We start from the raw sequence: 23945 nt of genomic DNA, 5'->3' as shown, positions 1-23945 counted from the left end.
CCCCCGGGGGCCGCGCCCCCGGATTCCCGCTCCGGCCCCGAACGGGCCTCGTCCGCGTGGGCGGACGGGCGGACGGGGCGGTTCCTCGCACCGGTTATCGTCAGCTCATGGGCACGCAAGAGACGCACTCCACGGACCCCGGACTCCCCACCCCCACGACCGCACCGGGCCGGGACGCGCTCCGCGCGATCCTCGCCCGTCCCCGCACCACCCTCGTCGCCCTCGACTTCGACGGCACCCTCGCGCCGATCGTCGAGAACCCGGACGACGCCCGTGCGCACCCCGACGCCGTCCCGGTCCTCGCGGACCTCGCCCCGAAGATCGCCTCCGTCGCCGTGATCACGGGCCGGCCGGCCGCCGTGGCCGTGCGCAACGGCGGCTTCGCCGGTGTGCCGGGGCTGGAGCACCTCGCCGTGCTCGGGCACTACGGCGCCGAGCGGTGGGACGCCCGGACCGGCACGGTCAGCGCCCCCGCCCCGCACCCCGGTGTCGCCGCCGCCCGCGCCGAACTGCCGGCGGTGCTGGACGCGGCCGGTGCCCCGGAGGGGACCTGGGTGGAGGAGAAGGGGCGGGCCGTCGCCGTGCACACCCGCCAGGCACGGGACCCGCAGGCCGCCTTCGAGGCGCTGCGGCAGCCCCTGACCGACCTCGCCGCCCGCCACGGGCTGCTCGTCGAACCGGGCCGGATGGTCCTCGAACTGCGGCCGCCCGGTGTGGACAAGGGCGTGGCGCTGCTGGAGCACATGCGCGAGACCGGCGCCGAGGCGGTCCTCTACGCCGGCGACGACCTCGGGGACCTCCCCGCGTTCGCCGCCGTCGAGAAACTCCGCTCCGACGGCGTCCCGGGCCTGCTCGTCGCCAGCGGCAGCGCGGAGGTGACGGAGCTCGCCGAGCGCGCCGACCTCGTCGTCGACGGTCCCGCCGGCGTCGTACGCCTGCTGCGGACGCTGTCGGATCAGCTCGGCTGAATCTCCCTCAGCGCCCGCAACTGCTGCAGGAACCACTGGGCCGGGGGCAGCGCGGTCGCGGCCGCCACCAGACGCTTGGTGCGCTCGGCCCGCTCCTCCGGCCCCATGGACAGCGCCTCGTGCAGGGCGCGGGCGGTCTCCAGCACGTCGTAGGGGTTCACCACGAGCGCGTCGTCGCGCAGTTCCCAGTAGGCGCCCGCCTCCCGGGACAGCACCAGCGCGCAGCCCCGGTCGGAGACGACCGGCACCTCCTTCGCGACGAGGTTCATGCCGTCCCGGATGGGGTTGACCAGGGCCACGTCGGCGAGGCGGTACGCGGCCAGGGAGCGGGCGAAGTCGTCCTTGACGTGCAGGACGACCGGGGTCCAGCCGGGGGTGCCGTAGCGCTCGTTGATCTCGTCGGCCACCCGCTGCACCTCGGCCGTGTACTCGCGGTAGACGGCGAGGTCCTGGCGGGAGGGGTAGGCGAAGGCGACGTGCACGACCCGCTCACGCCACTCGGGGTGGTCGTCGAGGAGCTGCCGGTAGGCCAGCAGGCCGCGCACGATGTTCTTCGACAGCTCCGTCCGGTCGACCCGGACGATGGTCCTGCGGGCGCTGCCGTCGGGGGCCGTGCCGATCTCCTCGCGCAGGACCGGAAGGCGTTCCTCGACGTCCGGCTCGTGGGAGCGGGCGCGCAGGAAGTCGGCGTCGGCGCCGAGGCCGTGGACACCGACCTCCGTGCCTCCGAGGCCGCCCGTGAACTCCTCGCAGCACGCGGTGAACGCGTCCGCCCAGCGGCGGGTCAGGAAGCCCAGCCGGTCCGCGCCGAGCATGCCCCGCAGCAGCTGGCTGCGGATGTCGCCGGGGAGCAGGCCGAAGTAGTCCACCGGTGCCCACGGCGTGTGCGAGAAGTGGCCGATGCGCAGGTCCGGACGCAGCTCGCGGAGCATGCCGGGCACGAGACACAGGTGGTAGTCCTGCACCAGCACCGCCGCGCCCTCGGCCGCCTCCTGCGCCAACGCCTCGGCGAAGGCGCGGTTGTACGTCTCGTACGAGGCCCACTGGCGCCGGAACTCCGCGTCGAAGACCGGCTCGAGCGGGGTCAGGTACAGCAGGTGGTGGACGAACCACAGCACGGAGTTGGCGATGCCGTTGTAGGCGTCGGCGTGCACGTCCGCCGGGATGTCCAGCATCCGCACGCCCGCCTCGCCGACCCCGCGCCGGACCGCCTCCCGGTCGCCGTCGGACAGCGCCGAGCAGACCCAGAGGGCACCGGCGTCGGGGCCGATCGCCGAGAGGCCGGAGACCAGCCCGCCGCCGCCCCGCCTGGCGTGCAGCGAGCCGTCCTCGCCGACCGTGTACGAGACCGGGCCGCGGTTGGACGCGACCAGCACCTGAGCACCCTGAGCAGCAGCACCGTCCGTGAAAGCCATACGCCTCAACCTAGCCCGGTCCCGATCCGCTCAAACGTACGGAGGGGCCGCACGGACGGGGCGTATCCAGCCGTATACGGCCCGCCGCGCCGTGTCACGCGACCTTGCGCGCCGCGTACTCCGCGATCTCCGCCATCGGCGGGCGTTCCTCCGTGTCCACCGAGTAGGTGCGCGGCTCGAAGCCGTCCGTGCCCCGTTCGAACTGGGTGAGGGAGGGACGGATGAGGTGACCGCGGGCCAGCCGCAGCTGGGCCGTGCGGTAGATCGCCGCCGCCATCCGGCCGAGCGCCTGCCCGTCCTGGTGGCGGTGCTTGCGCACCCCGACGTCCACCTGGGCCAGCGCGTCGAGCCCCACCAGGTGCAGGGCGTCGACCAGCATGCCCAGCTCCACGCCGTAGCCGACGGGGAAGGGCAGCTGTTCCAGCAGGCTGCGGCGGGCCGCGTACTCGCCACCCAGCGGCTGCACGAAACCGGCCAGCTGCGGCCAGTGCATGTTCAGCAGCGGGCGGGCCATCAGCTCGGTGACCCGGCCGCCCTGGCCGGCCGCGCCGCCCAGCGGACGGTCGTACATGGCCTTGACCAGGTCGACGTCCGGGTCGGTGAGCAACGGGCCCACGATCCCGGAGACGAAGTCGGAGGAGAACTCCTTCAGGTCGGCGTCGACGAAACAGACGATGTCCCCGGTGGTGACCAGCAGCGAGCGCCACAGGACCTCGCCCTTGCCGGGCACGGCCGGGATGCGGGGGAGGATCGCGTCCCGGTGGACGACACGCGCCCCGGCCGCTGCCGCGACCTCCGACGTACGGTCGGTCGACCCCGAGTCGACGACGACGATCTCGTCGACGAGCGGGACCTGCTGCATGAGGTCGTGACGGATGACCGCGACGATGTCGCCGACCGTCTCCTCCTCGTTCAGCGCGGGCAGCACGACGGACACCGACCGGCCCGACGCGCGTTTGGCGGCCAGGATCCCGTGGAGCGGGCGATCGGTCACGGACCAGGAGCGGGTGGCCAGCCAGCGCTCGACTTCTTCCAGCACGGTCTGCGACTCCTCACTGTCGTGATCACACCAGGTGCACGAGGGGTCACCGTGTGATCCATCTCGCGGTACGGACGACTATCTCAACTGTCCTGGCCTTCGGTTACAGTCTTGAACAACGCGGATGACCATCGCATGTCCGGGGTCGTCGGCGTTCACAACCACATACCGCTCATCCAGAGGGGCAGAGGGACACGGCCCGATGAAGCCCCGGCAACCCTCCAGCCGGTCTCGTACCGATCAGTGTTGATCGCTTCGCGAGGCTCCCGGCTAGGGAAGGTGCCAAATCCGTCTCACGGCGAGATGCGTCGTGAGGAAGATGAGGAGAAAGGGCCTCGCCTCACATGGCTGCGCAGACAGTTGCAAGCACCACGGACAGCACCACCGCCTCCCCCGTCGACCTCGGCCCGGCCGCCGCGCTGAGCTGCCGTGAGTGCGGCCACCGCGTGGCCCTCGGCCCGGTCTTCGCCTGCGAGGAGTGTTTCGGCCCGCTCGAGATCGCGTACGACTTCTCCGCCTACGAGACGGAGGAGCTCCGCAAGCGCATCGAGGCGGGTCCCGCGAACATCTGGCGCTACGCGCCGCTGCTGCCCGTCCCGGCCGACGTGGCGGACAAGCCCAACATCAACCCGGGCTGGACCAAGCTCGTCCAGGCCGACAACCTCGCGCGCGAGCTGGGCGTCGACCCCGGCAGGCTCTTCGTCAAGGACGACTCCGGCAACCCGACGCACTCCTTCAAGGACCGCGTGGTCGCCCAGGCCCTGGAGGCCGCCCGCGCCTTCGGCTTCACCACCCTCTCCTGCTCCTCCACCGGCAACCTCGCCGGTGCCGTCGGCGCCGCCGCCGCCCGCGCCGGCTTCCGCTCCTGCGTGTTCATCCCGCACGACCTGGAGCAGGGCAAGGTCGTCATGGCGGCGATCTACGGCGGCGAGCTCGTCGGCATCGAGGGCAACTACGACGACGTCAACCGCTTCTGCTCCGAACTCATCGGCGACCCGGCGGGCGAGGGCTGGGGCTTCGTCAACGTGAACCTGCGGCCGTACTACGCCGAGGGCTCCAAGACGCTGGCGTACGAGATCTGCGAGCAGCTCGGCTGGCGGTTGCCGGACCAGCTCGTCGTGCCGATCGCCTCCGGCTCGCAGCTCACGAAGATCGACAAGGGTCTGCAGGAGCTGATCCGGCTCGGGCTCGTCGAGGACAAGCCGTACAAGATCTTCGGTGCGCAGGCCGAGGGCTGCTCGCCGGTGTCCGTCGCCTTCAAGGCCGGCCACGACGTCGTCCGCCCGCAGAAGCCGAACACCATCGCCAAGTCCCTCGCCATCGGCAACCCGGCCGACGGTCCCTACGTCCTCGACATCGCGCGCCGCACGGGCGGCGCGGTGGAGGACGTGAACGACGAGCAGGTCGTGGACGCGATCAAGCTGCTCGCCCGGACCGAGGGCATTTTCGCCGAGACGGCGGGTGGCGTGACGGTCGGTGTGACCCGCAAGCTGATCGAGAACGGTCTCCTCGACCCGACCAAGACGACGGTCGTCCTCAATACGGGTGACGGCCTGAAGACCCTGGACGCGGTGGCCGGCACCGGCCTGACCGCGACCATCCGCCCGAACCTCGACTCCTTCCGAGAGGCTGGCCTCGCATCATGAGCGTCACCGTCCGCATCCCCACCATCCTCCGCACCTACACGGGCGGCCAGGCCGAGGTCCAGGCGGAGGGCGCGACCCTCGCCGAGGTCATCGCCGATCTGGAGAAGAACCACACGGGCATCGCCGCACGCGTGCTGGACGACCAGGGCAAGCTCCGCCGGTTCGTCAACGTGTACGTCAACGACGACGACGTCCGCTTCGAGCAGGGGCTGGAGACGGTGACCCCGGACGGCGCCGGCGTTTCGATCATCCCGGCCGTCGCCGGCGGCTGATTCCCGTTCCGTACCCACCGGTAGTAACCGTCGGTAATAGCGATTACCGAGCGTTCATCGAATTGCCCCCTCCGTGAGAGAAGCGGAGGGGGCAATTCAGTGTGGTTGAGCGCGGTACAGTTGGGGAACCCGGTCCCGATCCACTGATCCGGAACCTTTGATTTCTGCCGCAAGCCCGACGAGAAGTAGCCAAAGTGTGCATCTCTTTTGAGGCTTTTGTGTGCTTTGTGGGGCCCGACTTGCCCTGAATTCTGGCGAATTCTCGCCACTTTCCGGACCGTGCGCGTCCAGAATTCTCGTCCGATTGACCTGTTGCAGACGGCAGTTGGACAGATACATTCGGCCGCGGTCGACGCGTTCCGGCGCACGCCCCCAACCAACTGGGGGGTGAGGTCTGACCCGGGTCCGCGAAGTGTGGATCTGTGCAAGGGCCAGTAATAGGGGAGTTAGGCATGGCTCAGGGCACCGTCAAGTGGTTCAACGCGGAGAAGGGGTACGGCTTCATCGCGGTCGACGGTGGTGCGGACGTCTTCGTCCACTACAGCGCGATTCAGATGGACGGCTACCGCACCCTGGAAGAGGGCCAGCGGGTCGAGTTCGAGATCTCGCAGGGTCAGAAGGGCCCGCAGGCCGACATGGTTCGCGTCACCGCCTGAACATTTTCAACGAATGGGCCCGCGTCCCGACGGGGATGCGGGCCCTTCGTGCTGTCCGGGTGCGCACCGTCGGCCGCCCCGGTGCCGCCTGGGCTGCGGCTCCGGGGCGCCGGCCGGGTGTGATCCGGCGGGGCTCGGTGGCGGCGGCCCGTTCCCCCAGGGGTGTTCGCGGGCGGCTGAGCACCGCCCGGCTTCCCCCGAGCCGCTTGCACTCGGCAGGGGCGAGTGCTAATCATTGGCGTTAGCACTCTGAAGGTGAGAGTGACAACGAAGGACCGGGTCGGTGAGGCTCGCAGGCCGGGTGGGGCAAGGAACCACCGGTCGGGAGCCGTCCGTCGCGGGCGCGGGCGCGGTCCGAAGGAATCACCCCCAGTCCTGGAGGGACCACTTCACATGGCCAAGATCATCGCGTTCGACGAGGAGGCGCGGCGCGGCCTCGAGCGCGGCATGAACCAGCTCGCGGACGCCGTCAAGGTGACCCTCGGCCCCAAGGGCCGCAACGTCGTCCTCGAGAAGAAGTGGGGCGCCCCCACGATCACCAACGACGGTGTCTCCATCGCCAAGGAGATCGAGCTCGAGGACCCGTACGAGAAGATCGGCGCCGAGCTGGTCAAGGAAGTCGCCAAGAAGACGGACGACGTCGCCGGTGACGGTACGACCACCGCGACCGTTCTCGCCCAGGCGCTGGTCCGCGAGGGTCTGCGCAACGTAGCCGCCGGCGCCAACCCGATGGCCCTGAAGCGCGGTATCGAGAAGGCCGTCGAGGCCGTCTCCGCCGCCCTGCTGGAGCAGGCGAAGGACGTCGAGACCAAGGAGCAGATCGCCTCCACGGCCTCCATCTCCGCCGCCGACACCCAGATCGGCGAGCTCATCGCCGAGGCCATGGACAAGGTCGGCAAGGAAGGCGTCATCACCGTCGAGGAGTCCCAGACCTTCGGTCTGGAGCTGGAGCTCACCGAGGGTATGCGCTTCGACAAGGGCTACATCTCGGCGTACTTCGCCACCGACATGGAGCGTATGGAGGCCGTCCTCGACGACCCGTACATCCTGATCGCGAACTCCAAGATCTCCAACGTCAAGGACCTGCTCCCGCTCCTGGAGAAGGTCATGCAGTCGGGCAAGCCGCTGCTGATCATCGCCGAGGACGTCGAGGGCGAGGCCCTGTCGACCCTGGTGGTCAACAAGATCCGCGGCACCTTCAAGTCCGTCGCCGTCAAGGCCCCGGGCTTCGGCGACCGCCGCAAGGCCATGCTGAACGACATCGCCATCCTCACCGGCGGCGAGGTCATCTCCGAGGAGGTCGGTCTCAAGCTCGAGAACACGACCCTCGACCTGCTGGGCAAGGCCCGCAAGGTCGTGATCACCAAGGACGAGACCACCATCGTCGACGGCGCCGGCTCCTCCGACCAGGTCGCGGGCCGCGTCAACCAGATCCGCGCCGAGATCGAGAACAGCGACTCCGACTACGACCGCGAGAAGCTCCAGGAGCGCCTGGCCAAGCTCGCGGGCGGCGTGGCCGTCATCAAGGCCGGTGCCGCCACCGAGGTCGAGCTCAAGGAGCGCAAGCACCGCATCGAGGACGCCGTCCGCAACGCGAAGGCGGCCGTCGAGGAGGGCATCGTCGCCGGTGGTGGCGTGGCCCTGCTGCAGGCCTCCCAGGTCTTCGAGAAGCTGGAGCTGGAGGGCGACGAGGCCACCGGTGCCGCCGCCGTCAAGCTGGCGCTCGAGGCCCCGCTGAAGCAGATCGCGGTCAACGCCGGCCTCGAGGGCGGCGTCGTGGTGGAGAAGGTGCGCAACCTGACCCCGGGCCACGGCCTGAACGCCGCGACCGGCGAGTACGTCGACCTGGTCGCCGAGGGCATCATCGACCCGGCGAAGGTGACGCGCTCCGCGCTGCAGAACGCCGCGTCGATCGCCGCGCTGTTCCTCACCACCGAGGCCGTCATCGCCGACAAGCCGGAGAAGTCCGCGGCCCCGGCCGGCGGCGGCATGCCGGGCGGTGACATGGACTTCTGATCCTCCCGGGGATCGGCGGTCATCGCTGAACGCGACCGAGGGCGGCACCTCCCGCAGACAGGGGGTGCCGCCCTCGGGCGTGTCCGGCCCGCCGCGCCGCACCTCACGCGTGGCGGCCACGCCCGCGCGGGCGGTCCGGCAGGGGCGTCCAGAACGCCTTGGACATGACCTTCTGCTCGTGCTTGGTCTGTTCCATCGTCAGCCGCTCCCGGAAACGCCGTCCGTACGCCTCCAGCGCCTGGGACGTGAGCCGCTCGGCGTACCGGTGCAGCCCGGCCGACTGGAGAGCGCCGACCAGCGCGGCGAGATCGGGGAGGGAACGAGCGCGTACGACGTGGTGCAGGACGCGTCGCATCACGCTGTCGGCCCGCAGGGCGAGGGCGCTCTCGGCGTCGAACCTCTTCGCCAGCAACGTGATGTCGAGCACCGGGCAGGCGACACAGCACCGTCGGACGACCGCGTCCAGATGCCCGGTGAGTGAGGCCGACTCGAGGGCCAGCAGCAGGGGCGCGAGGGTGGCCACGGCCATGTCGGCGGCGTACTCGCACAGGGCGTCCTGGCGGGCCCAGCGAGAGTCCGTCCGCGCGAGCGCCGTGAGGAAGAGGCCCGCGTGTCCGACCAGTTCGTCGTGGACGGTGCAGCGGAAGACGGTCTCGGCCTGGGCGTGGAGGCCGTAGCCCTCCAGGCAGGTGAGGAGCCAGGCGGCGTCCTCCGGGGTGAGTGTCCTGGCCGTGGCCCGCAGGACGGCCTCCGCGCCGGGCGTCATGCCCTCCAGCGTCCCGACCAGCTCCCGGATCTGCGCGGCGGGCCTGGTGTGCACGGTCAGGACCAGCAGCTCCGTCGCCAGTTGATGGCGTCCGGTGATGTACAGCTCGCTGATCAGGACCGCGATGTCCTCGCCCGGTCGGGAGGCGGCGGCGCGTGACAGCACGGAGCGTTCGCGGCCGTCCCGGAGGGCGTGGACGAGGGGGATCAGATGGCCGACGCTGCGGTTCTGCGTGGTGTCGAAGACGGTCTCGGCGTCCCGGTCCAGGCCGTACAGGAGCAGGGAGCGGATGAACTCCGCCACGTCCGAGGCGGTCCGGTCGGCGGCGGCGGTCAGCTGGAGGGCGTCGGCGTGCCGGTCCAGGCACGCCTCGCGCAGCGCGACGCTGAGCGTCACCAGGTCGGCGACCGGGCGCTGGGCGGCGGCGGCGGACACGGCCGCGACGACGACGACGTCGAGTTCCGTGTCCGACAGCAGCGCGGTCATCGACACCACGTCGGCCACCGGGCGGATCACGGCCACGGCCGCCAGGAGGCTTCGCGCGTGGTCGGGCAGACCGGCCAGGTCCAGGGCGGACGCCAGGGCGGCCACGTCCCGCGGATCGTGGAACTGCACCGAGGCCTGCACCAGGATCAGCACGTACTCCTCCAGACCCTCGCGCATCAGCTCCCGGGCCAGGGCGCTGGTGTCGTCGACGGAGCGCGCCACGACCATGGCCGGCAGGGCGGTCTCGGCATGGGCGTCGAACCCCGCCTGCCGCAGCCCGGCCAGGAGACCGGCCACTTCCTCGACGGTCCGCGACTGGCTGGCCTGTCTCACCAGCTCGCTCGCCATGGCCTGCCGGGTACGCAGTTCCAGGTCGCCCACGGCCCGTACCAGTTCGGGCACCGAGGACCTGCGGTCCGCCTCCTCCAGCATCGCCATGAGGGACGGGACCTCGCCGTCCTCCGAACCGCTCGCGCTCAGCTCCTCGAGGGTGTCGAGGCGCACCTCCAGCCGGTGGCAGCGGTCCTCGGCGGCGATCAGCTCGGCGCGGGTGACCGCCAGCGCCTCCTGGAGGTAGATGACCTGGTCCTGCAGGTCACCGCACTCTTCTTCGAGCCGTACCTGCTCACCGCGCCACAGCTCCACGTCGGCGTGATGGGTGAGCCGCTGCTCCTCGATCTGCGTCTCCAGGTTCCGGCACCAGCCGCGCACCTGTGCCAGGCGGCCCTCCCGGTCGAGCAGCGTCTCCGCCAGGGCCTGCTCCCGGGTCGTGATGCGCCGCACCTCCTCGTCGGCCTCGGCCAGCCTGTCCTGGAGCTGCTGCATCTCGCTGCTGGGCTGGTGGGACCTCTGCGCCGCCCGGTGCAGCTCCCGCAGGCCGGCCTCCGCCTCGGGCGTGAGGGGCGCCTGGGCTTCCTGCACGTCCGCGACGAGGCGGGCGACGAAGTCCCACGGCGGCACCCGGCCGCTGAGATAGCGGGTGACCGTACTCGCGTCGAGGTGCCGGCGGGCGGCGTAACGCCGGACGCTGATCCCCAGGGTGAGGAAGACCCGGCGGAGGTCCTCCGCCAGTGCCCGCTTCTCGGGCGTCAGGTCGTCCTTCAGCGGCTCCAGACGGCCGGAGCGAGCCGGTGTGGCCACGACCGCCACCCGGCCGGCTGATCCCTGTGCGTGATGCATTCGGCCAGTATCGCGGCGCCCCAACCCCGCTGTGGGCAAAGAGGTGTTGCCGCTTCGAACGGCAACACCGGCGGTGCTGCCACTGTGAACGGCAACGCCGGAAACGGTCTTCGGCGGCCGGTGGCCGGTCCGGATCGGCCACGATCGGTCCCGGGCGGGGCAGCCGCCCGATCGTGATGGGGAGGAACACCATGACCGTGTCCGATGAGGCCAAGGCCGAGCGACCGTCCGCGCCCCGGCGGACGTTCGGACGCCGGCTCGTCCGCCAGGCGGCTCTCGGCGCCGCCGGCGCCGCGGGCTCCGGGGTGGTCAGCCTGTTGCTCTGGTGGCTGCGCGACCACTGGCCGGCCTGAGACGCGAGCCCGTTGTGTCCGGCATCACAGGGCGGAGCGGGATGCCGGGGGCGGGCCGAGTGGTTGGCACGGACAGCGTTCATGCGCATGCACATACCATCTGGTCCCCTGACGAGGAGCCCCCCACGTGACCGTCACCGAGTCCTCCGCATCCCGCGCCGCCGAGATCCTCTCCCGCCCGGTATCCCTCAACGGCCTGACCGTCCCGAACCGCATCGCGATGGCGCCGATGACGCGCATGTTCTCGCCGGGAGGCATCCCCGGTGAGGACGTCGTGTCGTACTACGCCCGCCGCGCCGCGGCCGGGGTGGGCCTGATCGTCACCGAGGGCACGTACGTCGGCCACGAGTCGGCCGGGCAGAGCGACCGGGTGCCGCGCTTCCACGGCGACGAGCAACTGGCGGGCTGGGCGAAGGTCGCCGAGGCGGTGCACGCGGCGGGCGGGACGATCGTGCCGCAGCTGTGGCACATCGGCATGGTCCGCAAGCAGGGCGAGCCGCCCTTCCCGCAGGCCCCCGCCGTCGGCCCGTCCGGACTGCGCGTCGACGGCACCGAGGGCACCGGCAAGGCGATGACCCAGCGCGACCTGGACGACGTCATCGGCGCGTTCGCCGAGGCCGCCGCGGCCGCCGAGCGCATCGGCTTCGACGGCGTGGAGATCCACGGCGCCCACGGCTACCTCATCGACCAGTTCCTGTGGGCGGGCACCAACCGCCGCACGGACGCCTACGGCGGCGACCCGGTGGCCCGTACGAAGTTCGCGGCGGAGATCGTCGCGGCGGTCCGCGCGACGGTCTCGGCCGACTTCCCGGTCATCTTCCGCTACTCGCAGTGGAAGCAGGAGGCCTACGACGCGAGGCTCGCCGAGACCCCGGAGGAGCTGGAGGCCATCCTCGCCCCGCTCGCCGCGGCCGGTGCCGACGCCTTCCACGCCTCCACCCGCCGCTACTGGCTGCCCGAGTTCGACGGCTCCGACCTCAACCTCGCGGGCTGGACGAAGAAGCTCACCGGCAGGCCCGCCATCACCGTCGGCTCGGTCGGCCTCAACGGCGACTTCATCAAGGCCTTCCAGGGTGAGGGCTCCGAGATCAAGGGCATCGACGACCTCCTCGACCGCCTGGAGCGCGACGAGTTCGACCTGGTGGCCGTCGGCCGCGCCCTCCTCCAGGACCCGGAGTGGGCGGCCAAGGTCCTCGCCGGCCGCTTCGACGAGCTGAAGCCGTACGACGCGGCGTCGCTGCGCACGCTCAGCTGAGAAAGGCCGAGCTGAGCAAGGTGGAGCCGAAAAGGGTCAGCCGAAAAGGGTGAGCCGAGCAAGGCTGGGTCGCGAGGGGTGAGCCGCGAGGCCGAGCTGAGCAAGGCCGAGCCGAAAAGGCTGAGTCGCAAGGCTGAGCTTCACGGGCTGAGCTGGGAAAAAGGAGCCCAGGCTCCCCAAGTACTGGGTAGCGTCCGGGAGATGAGGATCATTCATCTCTCGGACACCCATCTGCGGCGCTCCGACGCGCCCCACCCCCACGGCGTCGACGCCACCGACTCCCTGCGCCGGATGCTCGCGGAACTCCGCCCGGTGCGGGACGTGGACGCGGTCGTCGTCACCGGCGACCTCGCCGACGACGGCGCGGTGGAGGCGTACCGGGCCGTACGGGAGCTGGTCGGCGACTTCGCCCGGGCCGTGGACGCCCCCGTCTTCTACACCACCGGCAACCACGACGAGCGGTCCGCCTTCGCCGAGGTGCTGGGCAGCGGGCACCTCGCGGCGGACGGCACCGACCGGGCGGAGGCAGTCGGTGACGGGTGCGCCGCCGTGAGCACGGTCGGCGGCCGGCGGTTCGTCACCCTGGACTCACTGGTGCCGGGGAAGGTGTACGGCCGGCTGGGCGCGGCCCAACTGGAATGGCTGCGCGAGGTGCTGAGCGTGCCCGCCGAGCACGGCACCGTCCTGGCCTTCCACCACCCCCCGATCCACCTCGGCCTCTCGGCGACCCAGCCGGTCTTCGGGCTGCGCGACCCCGAGGAACTGGCGGCGGTGATCCGGGGGAGTGACGTACGAGTCCTGCTGACCGGGCACTTCCACCTCCAGCTGTGCGGTTTCCTGGCGTCGGTGCCGGTCTGGGTGACGCCGGGCGTCGTCAACCGCGTCGATCTGACCGCCGCGCCCGGGACGGAGCGCGCGGTGCGCGGGGCGTCCGCGTCCCTGGTGGATCTGGGCGGACCGACGGGTCCGGTGTTCCACACCTTCCACGCCCGCGACCCGCGGGCGCACGAGACGGTCTACGAACGGGACGAGGAGCGGACCCGGGCGTTCGTCGAACGGGAGGGCTGAGCGGTGAGGGGTTCCGGGCGGTGCGTTCCAGCCGGCCGGCGCCGACGTCCGGCCGAGTTAGCTTGCTTAACTCAATTAACGCCACTTATGGTTGCTTGAGTCAAGCACTTCTTTTCTGCTGCCGACGGAGGCCCAGCCATGTCCGACGCCCTTGCCCGGCCCCCCGCGGCGGGACCGACCGCGCCGCCGAGGTCGAACGCCGTGGTGGCGGTACTGGCCCTCGCCGGGATCGTCGTCTCGCTGATGCAGACCCTGGTCATCCCGATCGTCCCGCAACTGCCGAAGCTGCTGGACGCACCCGCGTCCGACACCGCCTGGGCGGTCACCGCCACCCTGCTGGCGGCCGCCGTGGCCACCCCGGTCGTCGGCCGGCTCGGCGACATGATCGGCAAGCGGCGGATGCTGCTGACCAGCATCGTCCTGCTGGTCAGCGGCTCGGTGGTGTGCGCCCTCGCCGACTCCCTCACCCCGATGATCGCCGGCCGCGCCCTGCAGGGCCTCGCCGCCGCCGTGGTGCCGCTGGGCATCAGCATCATGCGGGACGCGCTGCCCGCCGAGCGGCTCGCCGGGTCCACCGCCCTGATGAGCGCCTCCCTCGGCGTCGGCGGCGCGCTCGGCCTGCCCGCCGCCGCGTTCATCGCGGACAACTGGGACTGGCACCTCCTGTTCTGGACCTCCGCCGTGCTCGGCGCCCTCGCCTTCCTGCTGGTCCTGCTGGTCGTGCCGGAGTCCGCGAACCGCGCCGGCGGCCGCTTCGACCTCGTCGGCGCCCTCGGTCTGTCCGCCGGACTGGTCACCCTGCTGCTCGCCGTGTCCAAGGGCGGCGACTGGGGCTGGACGTCCGGCACCACGCTCGGCCTGGGCGCCGCCGCCGTGGTGATCCTGGCGGCCTGGGGCCGGTGGGAGCTACGGGCGGCTCAGCCGCTGGTCGACCTGCGCACCACCGCGAGGACGCAGGTGCTGTTCACCAACCTCGCCTCCGTCGCCCTCGGCTTCTCGATGTTCGCGATGTCCCTGGTCCTGCCCCAGCTGCTGCAGCTGCCCGAGCAGACCGGCTACGGCCTGGGCAGGTCGATGCTGACCGTCGGCCTCGTGCTCGCCCCGCAGGGCCTGGTGATGATGGCCATGTCCGCCGTCTCCGCCGGGATCACCAAGACCAGGGGACCGAAGGTCACGCTGATGACCGGCGCGCTGATCGTCGCCGCCGGCTACGGCCTGAACATCGTCCTCATGTCCGAGCTCTGGCACCTGATCCTGGTGTCCTGTGTCATCGGCGGCGGCGTCGGCTTCACCTACGGCGCCATGCCCGCCCTGATCATGGGCGCGGTCGACCCCTCCCAGACCGGTGCCGCCAACAGCCTCAACACGCTGATGCGCTCCCTGGGCACCTCGTTCGCGAGCGCCCTCGCCGGGGTGATCCTCGCCCAGATGACCACCGACTTCGGCGGCTACGCCCTCCCCTCGGAGAACGGCTTCAAGGTCGTCATGGCCATCGGCGCGGGAGCGGCCCTCCTCGCCTTCGTGCTCGCCGCCTTCATCCCCGGCCGCACGGCCGCGGTGCGGCCCACGGCCACCGAGGACGCCGAGGAGACGACCCCGCTCAAGGCCTAACCGACCCGTCGACGGCGGCCGTCACCGCCTCCGCGGGGCCGGCCGCCCCGGCACTTTCCCCCTCCACCGCCCGTTCCACCGGCAGCCCACCTGACGAGGAGTGATCGATGACGCCAGCCGACGCCGGGCCCGTGGTGCGCACCGCCGCCGGAGCCGTCCGGGGACGCCGGGAGGACGACCTGACCGTGTTCCGCGGCATACCCTTCGCCGCGCCCCCGGTCGGAGCGGCCCGTTTCCAGGCACCGCGCCCGCCCGTGCCCTGGGAGGGCGTCCGGGAGGCGTACGCCTTCGGACCGCCGCCGCCGCAGGAAGCCGGCATCGTCGGCCGCACCGGTGCCGTGACCGCCCCCGCCGGCGACGACTGGCTGACGGTGAACGTCTGGACGCCGGAGGCGCCGTCCACCACCCCCCGCCCGGTGATGGTCTGGATCTACGGCGGCGCCTACAAGCTCGGCCACGCCGGCAGCCCGGGCTACGACGCCCAGCACCTCGCCCGCGCCGGTGACCTGCTCGTCGTCACCCTCAACTACCGCGTCGGCGTCGAGGGCTTCGCCCGGATCGAGGGCGCGCCCGCCAACCGGGGGCTGCTCGACCAGGTCGCCGCGCTGGAGTGGGTGCGGGACAACATCGCGGCGTTCGGCGGGGACCCGGGCCGGGTGACCGTCTTCGGTGAGTCGGCCGGCGCCGGTTCGGTCGCCGCGCTGCTGGCCATGCCCGGCACGCGGGGTCTGTTCGGGCGGGCGATCGCGCAGAGCGTGCCCGGCACGTACTTCTCCGACGAGCTGGCCCGTGACCTCGCCGCCGCCATCGCCGCCGAGGCCGGACTGCGCCCGACGGCCGCGGACCTGGCCACCGTCGACCCGCGCGAGCTGACCGAGGCCGGGGCGGCCCTGGGGGCGAAGATGGCGGAGCGGGTGGACCGGTGGGGGAGGGTCGCGCCCACCGTCACCCCGTTCTCCCCCGTCGTCGACGGCGAGGTCCTGCCGGTCACCCCCTGGCGGGCGCTGGCGGCGGGTGCCGGCCGGGACGTGGAGCTGGTCGTCGGGCACAACGCCCAGGAGTACCGGCTGTTCGTGGCCCTGGCCGGGCTCATGGGCAAGGTGACCGAGGAGCAGGCGACGGGAGCGCTGCGTCTGTTCGGGCCGGGCGGCGGGGAGGCGGGGGAGCGCGCGTACCGGGCGGCCTATCCGCAGGCCGGTCCTGGCGAGCTGTTCGAGCGGGTGCAGTCCGACTGGCTGTTCCACATGCCGTCCCTGCACTTGGCCGAGGCACAGGTCGCGGGCGGCGGCCGGGCCCATGTGTACGAGCTGACCTGGCCGGCCCCCGGCATGGGCGGCGTCCTGGGCGCGTGCCACGGTCTGGACATCCCGCTGCTGTTCGGCACCTACCGCGCGGACCTGGGCAACCTGCTGTTCGCGGACGGGGAGGTGACGGAGGAGGCGAGGGCGCTGTCGTCCCGTATGCGCGAGGCCTGGACGGCGTTCGCGAGGACGGGCGACCCGGGCTGGCCGGCGTACGACACACGGCGGCTGGTGCAGGTGCTCGACGCCCGGCCGGAGGTCCGCCCGTACCCGGAGGAGACGGCCCGCCGCCTGTGGGACGGACACGACTTCCCGCCGCTGCCCCTGCTGGAGGCCTAGAGGTTGCCGAGGGGCTCGATGTCGACCTTCACCGGGGTGCCCCAGACGCGCAGGACCTCGTAGTCGGTGAACTCGTGCACCAGGCGGTAGGCCATGGCGGGGCGGGAGCCGCGCCGCAGGGCGGCGAGGTACAGCTCGGCCTCACGGCGGTCGCGGCGGGGCGTGCCGCACAGCTGCCACTCCTGTCCGTTCCACAGCTCCGGCAGCCAGCGCTGCTGGGGCTGGGGGCGGTCGCCGCGGGTGCCGTAGCGGGAGGGGGCGGTGCGGGGCGCGGGCTGCGGGGCGGGGCCGTTGAACTCGGCCCGGCGGGCAGCTCGCCGGCGCGTCTCGCACAGCAGGCACCGGTCGGGGGCGCCCTCGTCGACGGGCCCGTTCGGATGCTCGGCGCAGCGGGTCGCGGGCGCGGCGCCGTCGACGCTCTCCTCCAGCAGCTCCAGGGCCCGCCGCAGGTCGGCCTTGACCTCGTGCAGCTTGGCGTCCGGGGTGTCCGCGGTGAGGGCCTCCCCGTGCTCACCGAGGAGGCGGAGGGCACGGCCCAGGTGGGTGAGCTGGGCGTGGTTCATGGCGAGCGTCTCCGTTCCTGCCGCTTTCCGCGGTCGTGCGCCGGACTCCGACGACACCAACCGTCGCACATGCCACCGACAGTCCGCCGACGCCGGCGGCCGGCGCAGGGGCAGCCGGCGTCGGCCGTGGGCACGATCACACCGGTTCCGCGGTACGCAAGCGGCGGCCGGGACCCGGGTGGCGTCATCACCTGGACCGTGACGGTGCCGGGCCGCCGGAAGAGTCACCGGGGGCCGCCGACGGCGCCGCGCGGCCGGGGACGCCGAGGACGTACGTCACGGCGAAGCCGACCGCGTAACCCGTCAGCAGCCCGCCCGCGTAGACCGCGAGCAGGGTCCCCCAGCCCTGGTTCCCGGCGAGCAGGGGGAACAGGGCCCAGCCGGACGGGCCGATCGCGGTGGTGCCCACCTCGTCGCCGAGCATCGCGAAGAACCCGACGAAGGCCCCGCCGGCCGCCCCGCCCACGCAGGCCGTGAGGAAGGGCCGGCCCAGCGGCAGGGACACGCCGTAGATCAGGGGTTCGCCGACGCCCAGCAGACCCGCCGGGAGCGCCGACCTGATCGTCGTACGCATCGACGTGTCGTGACGCAGCCGGACGTAGACCGCGAGCGACGCGCCGACCTGGCCCGCGCCCGCCATCGCCAGGATCGGGAGCAGCACGGTGTAGCCCTGCTGTTCGATGAGGGTGGTGTGGATGGGGATCAGGGCCTGGTGCAGGCCCAGCATCACCAGCGGCAGGAACAGACCGCCCAGGACCAGACCGGCGAAGGCCCCCGTCGTCACGAGCAGCCAGTTCGCGGCCGTGCCGATGGCCGTGGACACCGCGCCGGCCGCGTACATGAGGCCGTACAGGGTGGCGAGGCCCGCGACGAGGACGGTCAGGGTCGGGGTGAGGAGCACGTCCAGCGTGTCCGGGATCCGGCCGCGGCACGCCTTCTCCACGTACGTCGCCAGCAGCGCGGCCGCCAGCGCGCCGAGGACGCCGCCCTGGCCCGGGGCGAGCGTCACCCCGAACGCGGTGACCTTCGCGACCCCCGGATACACGACGATCGCCGCGACCGCGCCGCCGAGCACCGGCGTGCCGCCGAACTCCTTCGCCGTGTTGTGCCCGACGAAGACGGCGATCAGCGCCATGAAGCCGGAGGCGACGGCGGCCAGCGCGGGCGTCAGCCACGGCAGCAGGCCGGCGTTGACCAGCAGGCCGTTCACGCCGGCGAGGATCCCGCAGCCGATGAGGGCCGGGATGAGCGGGACGAAGACGGCGGCGACCCGGCGCAGGGCGGTCTTGACGGGGGTGGCGTTGCGCCGCCTGCGCTCCGCCCGCAACGCGGCACCCCGCGCGGCCAGTTCCCCGGCGGTCGTCGGCCCGCCCACCAGCCCCTCGAACGCGGCCGTCACCTTCGTGACCGCACCCGGACCCAGCACCACCTGGTACGTGCCGTCGGCCACGACGACCCCGAGCACCCCGGGCAGCGCCCGCAGCGCCTCCACGTCCACCCGGGACGGATCGGCCAGGCGCAGCCGCAGCCGGGTCATGCAGTGGGCGACGGAGGCGACGTTCGCGGGGCCGCCGACCAGGGGGAGGATCGCGGTGGCCGTGACAAGGGGATCGATGGGCATGCCCCGAGCGTGCGGCTCAGGGCCGCGCCGCGGCGAGCGCGGCACGCAGATGACCGCCGGACTCCTCCAGAAGGCGGGCGGCCGTCCGCCCGTCCACCCCGGCGAGCAGGACCAGGATCGCGTCCTTCACCTCGCCGTCGGTGGCCGCGAGGGCGCTCTCGACCTCGTCGTCACCCGCCCCCGTCGCCAGCGACACGATCCGCCGCGAACGGGCCCGCAGCTTCTCGTTCGAGGCGCGGACGTCGACCATCAGGTTCCCGTACGTCTTGCCCAGCCGGATCATCGTGATCGTCGACAGCATGTTCAGCACCAGCTTCTGCGCCGTGCCCGCCTTCAGGCGGGTCGACCCGGTGAGCAGCTCCGGCCCGACCACGACCTCGATGCCGTGCTCGGCGGCCGCCGCCAGCGCACTGCCCGCGTTGCAGGCCAGCCCGACGGTCAGCGCACCCCGCGCGCGGGCGTACGCCACCGCCCCGAGCGCGTACGGCGTCCGCCCGGACGCCGAGACGCCGACCACCGTGTCCTCGGGGGTCAGCGCGAGCGCGGCCAGGTCGGCCTCCGCCAGCTCCCGGGAGTCCTCGGCCCCCTCGACCGAGGTGACCAGGGCCCGCGGGCCGCCGGCGACGAGGCCGACGACCTGTCCCGGGGCCGTGTTGAAGGTGGGCGGGCACTCGGAGGCGTCCAGGACGCCCAGCCGGCCGGCGGTGCCCGCGCCGGCGTAGATCAGCCGCCCGCCCCGAGCCATCCGCTCGGCGATGGCGTCGATGGCGGCGGCGACGGCCGGCAACCGGTCCGCCACGGCGACGGGCACGGCCGTGTCCTCGCCGTTCATGAGCCGGGCGATCTCGAGGGTGGGCAGCCGGTCGATCTCGGCGAGGTCGGGCCGGAAGGCCTCGGTGGTGAGGGAGTCGAGTTGGGCGAGGAGGCCGTGGGGGTGGGAGGCGGAGGAGTTCATGGGAAGCGGTTCTCTCCGGTGCATCGTGATCAGGGGGGTGGTGCAGCGTGCCTCGAAGGGCGCGGGGAACCGCGCGACAGGCCACGACGAACCCGCGGACGCCCCGGACGGTCACTCCTACGGTCCACGGCTCACCGGTGCCGGTGGGCCAACGCCTCGTAGCTCGCGGCCAGCGAAGGCGCGGCCGTCTCGTAGGTTCGCTGGGCCACCCCCACGAACAGACAGTCCACCACCAGCAACTGCCCCGTACGGGACGACATCGCCGCGGGCCGCAGCTCGCTCTCCCGCGCGGTGGACGTCGTCAGCACGTGGTCCGCGTACTGCGTGACCGCCCCGCCCGGCCGCCCGGTGATGGCGACGGTCGTCGCGCCCCGCTCGAACGCCACCCGCAACGGCTCGATCACGTCACCCGTCGTCCCGGAGTGCGTGATCGCCACGGCGACGTCACCCGCCCGCAGCTGCACGGCGTTGGTCACGGCGAGGTGCGGATCGCCGTGGGCGTGGGCGATGAGCCCGATCCGCAGCAGTTTCTGGACGAGGTCCTGGGCGACCAGCCCGGACGCGCCGATGCCGTAGACGTCGGTCCGGCGGGCGGCGGCCACCGCGTCGACCGCCGCGCCGAGTTGGCCGGTGTCGAGACCGGCGGCGGTGTCGGCGAGGGTCTGCCGCTCGTCGTGGGCGAGTTTGGCGACGACGTCGGCCAGGGGGTCGTCGACGGCGATGTCGGTGGTGAGGGCGGGCGCGCGGCCGGACCGCTGGCGCGCCGCGAGGCCGGCGAGGGCGAGCCGCAGGTCGCGGTAGCCGGGGTAGCCGAGGAGGCGGGCGGTGCGGACGACGGTGGCCTCGCTGGTGCCGGTCCGTTCGGCGAGGCCGGTGACCGTGAGCGCGGCACAGCCGGCCGGGTCGCCGGCGATGGCCTCGGCGACGCGCTGCATGGAGCGGGTCATGGACGGGGTGAGCGTGCGGACCTTCGAGGCCAGGGCGGAGGCCGCGGTGCCGCCGAAGGTCTCCTCCAGGTCCCGGGTCACCCAGGAAAGGTATTTTCGGTTCGGCGCGGGGGTCAAGAGTGCGCACAATGGGGACATGGATCCCTCCGGCAACCCCGTCAGCCCCCTGGAACAGGCGTTGCACGCGGCCCGTGCCCTCGTCCTCGCCGACCTCGCCGCGGGCGAGGTGGCCGCGGCGGACGTGGTGTCCATGGTCGAGGAGTCCGTCGTGCAGCGGCGGTGGTGGGTCGCGCAGTGGCCGGACGGCATGGACTTCGTCGCCGGGCTGGTGGCGCAGGACGTGCAGGACGCGCTGCTGGAGCGGTACGGGCGCTGGCCGCTGTGCCCGGTCTGCGGCTCCGGCGATCCGCACGCCCTCGACGTCGAGCCGGAACTCGGGCCCGACCCGCACTGGGTGTGCCACAAGGCGGGGGTGAAGGTCGCGGCGGTGGGGGCGCTCGGCTCGGCGACCGGCGGGAAGCCGTCCTCGTGAGGCACACGTGACCGTCTACATCGACCCGCCGAGCTGGCCGGGGCACGGGCGCATGTGGTCCCACCTCGTCAGCGACGTCTCCTACGACGAACTGCACGACTTCGCGGAGCGGTTGGGCGTCCCCAGACGGGCGTTCGAGCGCGACCACTACGACCTTCCCTCGCACCGGTACGCGGACGCGGTGGCGGCCGGCGCGGTGGAGGTCAGCAGCCGGGAGGTGGTGCGGCTGCTGCGCGGGGCGGGGCTGCGCCGGCGCAAGGGCGGCGGCCGGGCGGACGGGGGCGGTCGCGAGGGCGAAGGCGGCCGGGCGGGCGGCGTCAGTCGCTGAACACCGGCTCCATCGTGTGCCACCAGGCGGTGAGGCCCGCCCGGTCGGGGCCGGTGATCTGCACGAGCGCGGGGCGGTCGTAGTAGCTGCAGAGGAAGACGTACTGCCCGGAGGTGGCCAGGTAGCAGACCACGTCGCCGGCGGCCCGGTCCGGGCTGTCGTTCTCGGCCCAGCTGCCGTACACGTCGGTCTGCGTCTCGCAGTCGCCCATCTGCACGCGGGAGGCGTACCGCTGGAAGACGGCGTCCCGGGCGCTCTTCGTCGCGTACGTCACGACGCTCGCCTTGCCGGTGTACGCGGTGCCGTACGCGTCCGTGGTGGTCACCGTGCAGAACAGGGCGGCGTCCGAGCCGGGCCACAGGGCACGCGTGCAACTGTCGCGCGACCACTGGTCGCTGTTGAGGGAGTCGCGCAGGTCGTGCTCGGCGGCGGTCGGACCGTCCGGGCGGGAGGTGCCGGAGGCGGCACCGGAGCCTGACGTGCCGCCCTCGGACGCGGTGCCGCCGTCCGAGGTGCCGCCCGAGCGGGACGTGCCCCCGCCGTCGGCGCCTGCGGAGTCGGTGCCGCCTGCGACCGTGCTCCCGCCGCCGTCCGTGCCGCCCGGGTCCGCGGACGGGCCCCCGCTCGTCGTGGTGCCGCCCGTGGTGGTGCCCGGGCCGGAACCGCCGTGGTCGGAGCGCGCGGCGTCGACGTACAGCCCGATCAGCGCGAGGGCGGTGCTGATCACCACGCCGACGATGGTCCAGCGCACGCTCCGCCGGGCCAGCCGGTGGTGGTCGGGGTCCGGGTGCGGGCGGCCGGGTGGCTCCGGTGGCGTGGACGGGCCGTGGTGACTCATGGACGCTCCCCCGCTTCCCCCGGCGTACCCGGACCGCGCGCGCCGGCACCGCCGTACCGAATTATCGGAACCGGGAGGGGGCCGCGGGAGGCGAAAGCGCGAGGACGGGCTCCGCCTACGCCAGGTCGTGGCCGTCCGCGCAGCTCATACGCGTAGATCCTCTCGCCCGCACCGGCCGCCGGTGCGAGGCTGGCGCGCTCCGCGTGCGCCGCGCAGGTGTCACTGCGTCAGCAGCTCCAGCTCGCCCCGCAGGTTGTAGCGCGCCGTCGCCTCCCACTCCCGCGCGCCGTGCGGGGTGCGGAACAGGCGGGGCAGGGCGAGGAGTTGGCGCAGGATCTCCGCGCGGCCCTCGCGGAAGGCCTCGTTCGGCACGAAGTGGTACTCCTCGCGGACCGCGGCCGTGTACGCGGCGTACGACGACGGCGGCGCGGCCAGGATCGCGAGGTCGGCGTCGCACAGGACCTGGCCGTCGCGGTCGTCGTCGGCCGGGTCGTGGGTGACGGTGAGGCGGACCAGACGGGCGACCTCGGCGGTCTTGGTGTCGGGGAGGCCGGCCTCGGGCAGGGCGCGTTCGGCGACGCGGGCCGAGCGCTCCTCGTTCTCGGAGCGGTCGGGCAGGTAGACCGCGTCGTGGAACCAGGCCGCCAGCCGGACCACGTCCGGGTCGTCGGCGTACGCGGCGAGGGTGTCGATGTGGTCCAGGACCGCGGTGAGGTGGGTGAGCGTGTGGTAGCGGCGCTGCGGTTCCCGCCAGCGGGCGAGGAGGTCGTCGGCGTAGGGGCGGGGGTCGGGGGCGGTGACGGGGGCGCGGGCCGCTTCGAGGGCCCGGGTGAAGCGGGCGCGGAGGGCGGCGAGGGCGTCGGGGGTGTCGGCCATGGGTGCATTTTCGCGCGGCGGGGCGGGGAGGTGGGTGAGTCCCGCGCCCGACAGGCGTAGGCTGGATTGGACTAGACCTGTTGGGAAGTGTGAACGGCAGACGTCACCGACGGACGAATGGGGATCCATGAGCAAGCGTGCAGTCCTGGAGGTGATCGCCCTCGACGTTGAGGACGCGCTCGCCGCCCGGGCCGGAGGCGCGGACCGCCTCGAGCTGGTCACCGACATGGCCGCCGACGGGCTCACCCCGCCCGTGACGACCTTCGCCGGGATCCGTGCCGCCGTCGACATCGACCTGCGCGTGATGCTGCGGCTGACGGACGGGTTCGGCGCGGGGGACCCGCGGCGGCTGGTCCGGGTCGCGCGGGAGCTGCGGGAGGCCGGGGCCGAGGAGTTCGTGCTGGGATTCCTCGACGCGCAGGGCGGGGTCGACCTGGACGCCGTGGAGCGTGTGGTCGGTGCGCTGGACGGCTGCCGGTGGACCTTCCACCGGGCCATCGACCACGCGGCCGACCGGGACGCCCTGCGCAAGCAGCTCGCCGACCTGCCCGGCCTCGACGCCTACCTCACGGCGGGCTCCCCCACCGGCGTCGACGACGGCCTCCCCACCCTGCTGACCGAGGCCGGGCGGGGCGGGGAGCCGGGGTACGAGCCGCGGATCCTGGTGGGCGGCGGGCTGCGGCTGGACCACGTGCCGGCCCTGAGGGCGGGCGGCATCGACGCCTTCCACATCGGTGGGGCGGCCCGGCCCGGCGGCTGGGCGGGCCCGGTCTCGGCGGAGGCCGTCGGGGAGTGGCGGCGGGCAGTGGACGGCGACTGACGGGCGCCGGGGAGTGGGGGCGGGCAGTGGACGGCGACTGACCGGCGCCGGGCAGGGGCGCCGGCCCCGGGGGGACTCGCCGGTCCTCCCGGCTC

22 protein-coding genes and 1 riboswitch are annotated in these 23945 nt (G+C 72.9%); of the genes, 13 read left to right on the top strand and 9 right to left on the bottom strand.

All coding sequences use genetic code 11. From position 1 onward, the window contains the following. Nucleotides 1–107: 107 nt before the first annotated feature. Nucleotides 108–968, top strand: coding sequence for a trehalose-phosphatase (otsB, locus tag ACIBBD_RS26825; protein ID WP_399422124.1), 861 nt, complete (start codon nucleotides 108–110; stop codon nucleotides 966–968). Here otsB and ACIBBD_RS26820 read toward each other — a convergent pair. Together ACIBBD_RS26820 and ACIBBD_RS26815 are read right to left on the bottom strand one after the other, a co-directional pair. Further along, nucleotides 956–2383 carry a trehalose-6-phosphate synthase gene (locus tag ACIBBD_RS26820; RefSeq protein ID WP_399422122.1) on the bottom strand — a complete coding sequence of 476 codons (1428 nt, stop codon included), beginning with the start codon at nucleotides 2381–2383 and terminating at the stop codon, nucleotides 956–958. The two genes, otsB and ACIBBD_RS26820, sit on opposite strands and share 13 nt — an antisense overlap. 94 nt (nucleotides 2384–2477) lie before the next feature. Continuing rightward, nucleotides 2478–3422 carry a glucosyl-3-phosphoglycerate synthase gene (locus tag ACIBBD_RS26815; RefSeq protein WP_399422120.1) on the bottom strand — a complete coding sequence of 315 codons (945 nt, stop codon included), beginning with the start codon at nucleotides 3420–3422 and terminating at the stop codon, nucleotides 2478–2480. 169 nt (nucleotides 3423–3591) lie between these two features. Further along, nucleotides 3592–3748, top strand: a riboswitch (SAM riboswitch). A gap of 18 nt (nucleotides 3749–3766) precedes the next feature. Between ACIBBD_RS26815 and thrC the strand changes: the two genes are divergently transcribed. The 4 genes from thrC to groL all read left to right on the top strand — a co-directional run bounded on the left by thrC (nucleotide 3767) and on the right by groL (nucleotide 8012). Continuing rightward, complete coding sequence (gene thrC / locus ACIBBD_RS26810; protein WP_399422119.1) at nucleotides 3767–5068, top strand: threonine synthase; 1302 nt, start codon at nucleotides 3767–3769, stop codon at nucleotides 5066–5068. After that, entirely contained in the window at nucleotides 5065–5340 is a 276-nt protein-coding gene (locus ACIBBD_RS26805) for a MoaD/ThiS family protein (protein WP_399422118.1), read from the top strand. The genes thrC and ACIBBD_RS26805 overlap by 4 nt, the downstream gene beginning before the upstream one ends. A 452-nt stretch (nucleotides 5341–5792) precedes the next feature. Next, complete coding sequence (locus ACIBBD_RS26800) at nucleotides 5793–5996, top strand: cold-shock protein (RefSeq protein WP_004986573.1); 204 nt, start codon at nucleotides 5793–5795, stop codon at nucleotides 5994–5996. 393 nt (nucleotides 5997–6389) lie between these two features. After that, nucleotides 6390–8012, top strand: a complete 1623-nt coding sequence (groL, locus tag ACIBBD_RS26795) for a chaperonin GroEL (protein ID WP_399422116.1) — start codon at nucleotides 6390–6392, stop codon at nucleotides 8010–8012. 103 nt (nucleotides 8013–8115) lie between these two features. On the opposite strand, the gene ACIBBD_RS26790 is transcribed toward groL, so the two are convergent. After that, nucleotides 8116–10443: an ATP/GTP-binding protein gene (locus tag ACIBBD_RS26790; protein ID WP_399422115.1), complete on the bottom strand. Its 2328-nt coding sequence runs from the start codon at nucleotides 10441–10443 to the stop codon at nucleotides 8116–8118. A gap of 191 nt (nucleotides 10444–10634) precedes the next feature. Between ACIBBD_RS26790 and ACIBBD_RS26785 the strand changes: the two genes are divergently transcribed. The 5 genes from ACIBBD_RS26785 (at nucleotide 10635) to ACIBBD_RS26765 (ending at nucleotide 16370) form a co-directional block, all read left to right on the top strand. Continuing rightward, nucleotides 10635–10796, top strand: coding sequence for a hypothetical protein (locus ACIBBD_RS26785; protein ID WP_399422114.1), 162 nt, complete (start codon nucleotides 10635–10637; stop codon nucleotides 10794–10796). A gap of 127 nt (nucleotides 10797–10923) precedes the next feature. Continuing rightward, a complete protein-coding gene (locus ACIBBD_RS26780) occupies nucleotides 10924–12051 on the top strand; it encodes an NADH:flavin oxidoreductase (protein WP_399422113.1) in 1128 nt (375 codons plus the stop codon). Nucleotides 12052–12252: 201 nt separating this feature from the next. After that, nucleotides 12253–13119 (top strand): metallophosphoesterase, encoded by an 867-nt coding sequence (locus ACIBBD_RS26775; protein ID WP_399422111.1) that lies wholly within the window; start codon nucleotides 12253–12255, stop codon nucleotides 13117–13119. A gap of 138 nt (nucleotides 13120–13257) precedes the next feature. Then, a complete protein-coding gene (locus tag ACIBBD_RS26770; protein ID WP_399422110.1) occupies nucleotides 13258–14730 on the top strand; it encodes an MFS transporter in 1473 nt (490 codons plus the stop codon). A gap of 107 nt (nucleotides 14731–14837) precedes the next feature. Then, nucleotides 14838–16370: a carboxylesterase/lipase family protein gene (locus tag ACIBBD_RS26765; RefSeq protein WP_399422109.1), complete on the top strand. Its 1533-nt coding sequence runs from the start codon at nucleotides 14838–14840 to the stop codon at nucleotides 16368–16370. On the opposite strand, the gene ACIBBD_RS26760 is transcribed toward ACIBBD_RS26765, so the two are convergent. From ACIBBD_RS26760 to ACIBBD_RS26745, 4 genes are all read right to left on the bottom strand, one after another. Next, nucleotides 16367–16933 carry a hypothetical protein gene (locus ACIBBD_RS26760; protein WP_399422108.1) on the bottom strand — a complete coding sequence of 189 codons (567 nt, stop codon included), beginning with the start codon at nucleotides 16931–16933 and terminating at the stop codon, nucleotides 16367–16369. The two genes, ACIBBD_RS26765 and ACIBBD_RS26760, sit on opposite strands and share 4 nt — an antisense overlap. A gap of 187 nt (nucleotides 16934–17120) precedes the next feature. Further along, nucleotides 17121–18554, bottom strand: a complete 1434-nt coding sequence (locus ACIBBD_RS26755) for a PTS transporter subunit EIIC (protein WP_399422107.1) — start codon at nucleotides 18552–18554, stop codon at nucleotides 17121–17123. Between the two features lie 16 nt (nucleotides 18555–18570). After that, the gene (murQ, locus tag ACIBBD_RS26750) at nucleotides 18571–19509 is read right to left on the bottom strand and encodes an N-acetylmuramic acid 6-phosphate etherase (protein ID WP_399422106.1); all 939 of its coding nucleotides are present in this window, start codon (nucleotides 19507–19509) and stop codon (nucleotides 18571–18573) included. A 131-nt stretch (nucleotides 19510–19640) separates the two neighbouring features. After that, entirely contained in the window at nucleotides 19641–20537 is an 897-nt protein-coding gene (locus ACIBBD_RS26745; protein WP_399422105.1) for a MurR/RpiR family transcriptional regulator, read from the bottom strand. 55 nt (nucleotides 20538–20592) lie between these two features. Here ACIBBD_RS26745 and ACIBBD_RS26740 point away from each other — a divergent pair, with 55 nt between their 5' ends. Further along, the gene (locus ACIBBD_RS26740; RefSeq protein ID WP_399422104.1) at nucleotides 20593–20988 is read left to right on the top strand and encodes a hypothetical protein; all 396 of its coding nucleotides are present in this window, start codon (nucleotides 20593–20595) and stop codon (nucleotides 20986–20988) included. Nucleotides 20989–20995: 7 nt separating this feature from the next. Then, complete coding sequence (locus ACIBBD_RS26735; protein WP_399422103.1) at nucleotides 20996–21316, top strand: DUF4031 domain-containing protein; 321 nt, start codon at nucleotides 20996–20998, stop codon at nucleotides 21314–21316. Here ACIBBD_RS26735 and ACIBBD_RS26730 read toward each other — a convergent pair. Together ACIBBD_RS26730 and ACIBBD_RS26725 are read right to left on the bottom strand one after the other, a co-directional pair. Continuing rightward, on the bottom strand, nucleotides 21306–22154 hold the full coding sequence (locus tag ACIBBD_RS26730) for a hypothetical protein (RefSeq protein ID WP_399422102.1): 849 nt from the start codon (nucleotides 22152–22154) through the stop codon (nucleotides 21306–21308). The two genes, ACIBBD_RS26735 and ACIBBD_RS26730, sit on opposite strands and share 11 nt — an antisense overlap. Before the next feature lie 219 nt (nucleotides 22155–22373). Further along, a complete protein-coding gene (locus tag ACIBBD_RS26725) occupies nucleotides 22374–23030 on the bottom strand; it encodes a hypothetical protein (RefSeq protein ID WP_399422101.1) in 657 nt (218 codons plus the stop codon). A gap of 127 nt (nucleotides 23031–23157) precedes the next feature. Here ACIBBD_RS26725 and ACIBBD_RS26720 point away from each other — a divergent pair, with 127 nt between their 5' ends. After that, nucleotides 23158–23850 (top strand): copper homeostasis protein CutC, encoded by a 693-nt coding sequence (locus ACIBBD_RS26720; protein ID WP_399422100.1) that lies wholly within the window; start codon nucleotides 23158–23160, stop codon nucleotides 23848–23850. The last annotated feature ends 95 nt before the right edge of the window (nucleotides 23851–23945 follow it).

The sequence above is a fragment of the Streptomyces sp. NPDC051315 genome, from assembly GCF_044455165.1.
Taxonomy (GTDB): Bacteria; Actinomycetota; Actinomycetes; order Streptomycetales; family Streptomycetaceae; genus Streptomyces.
This window is presented reverse-complemented; position numbering and strand designations above follow the sequence as displayed.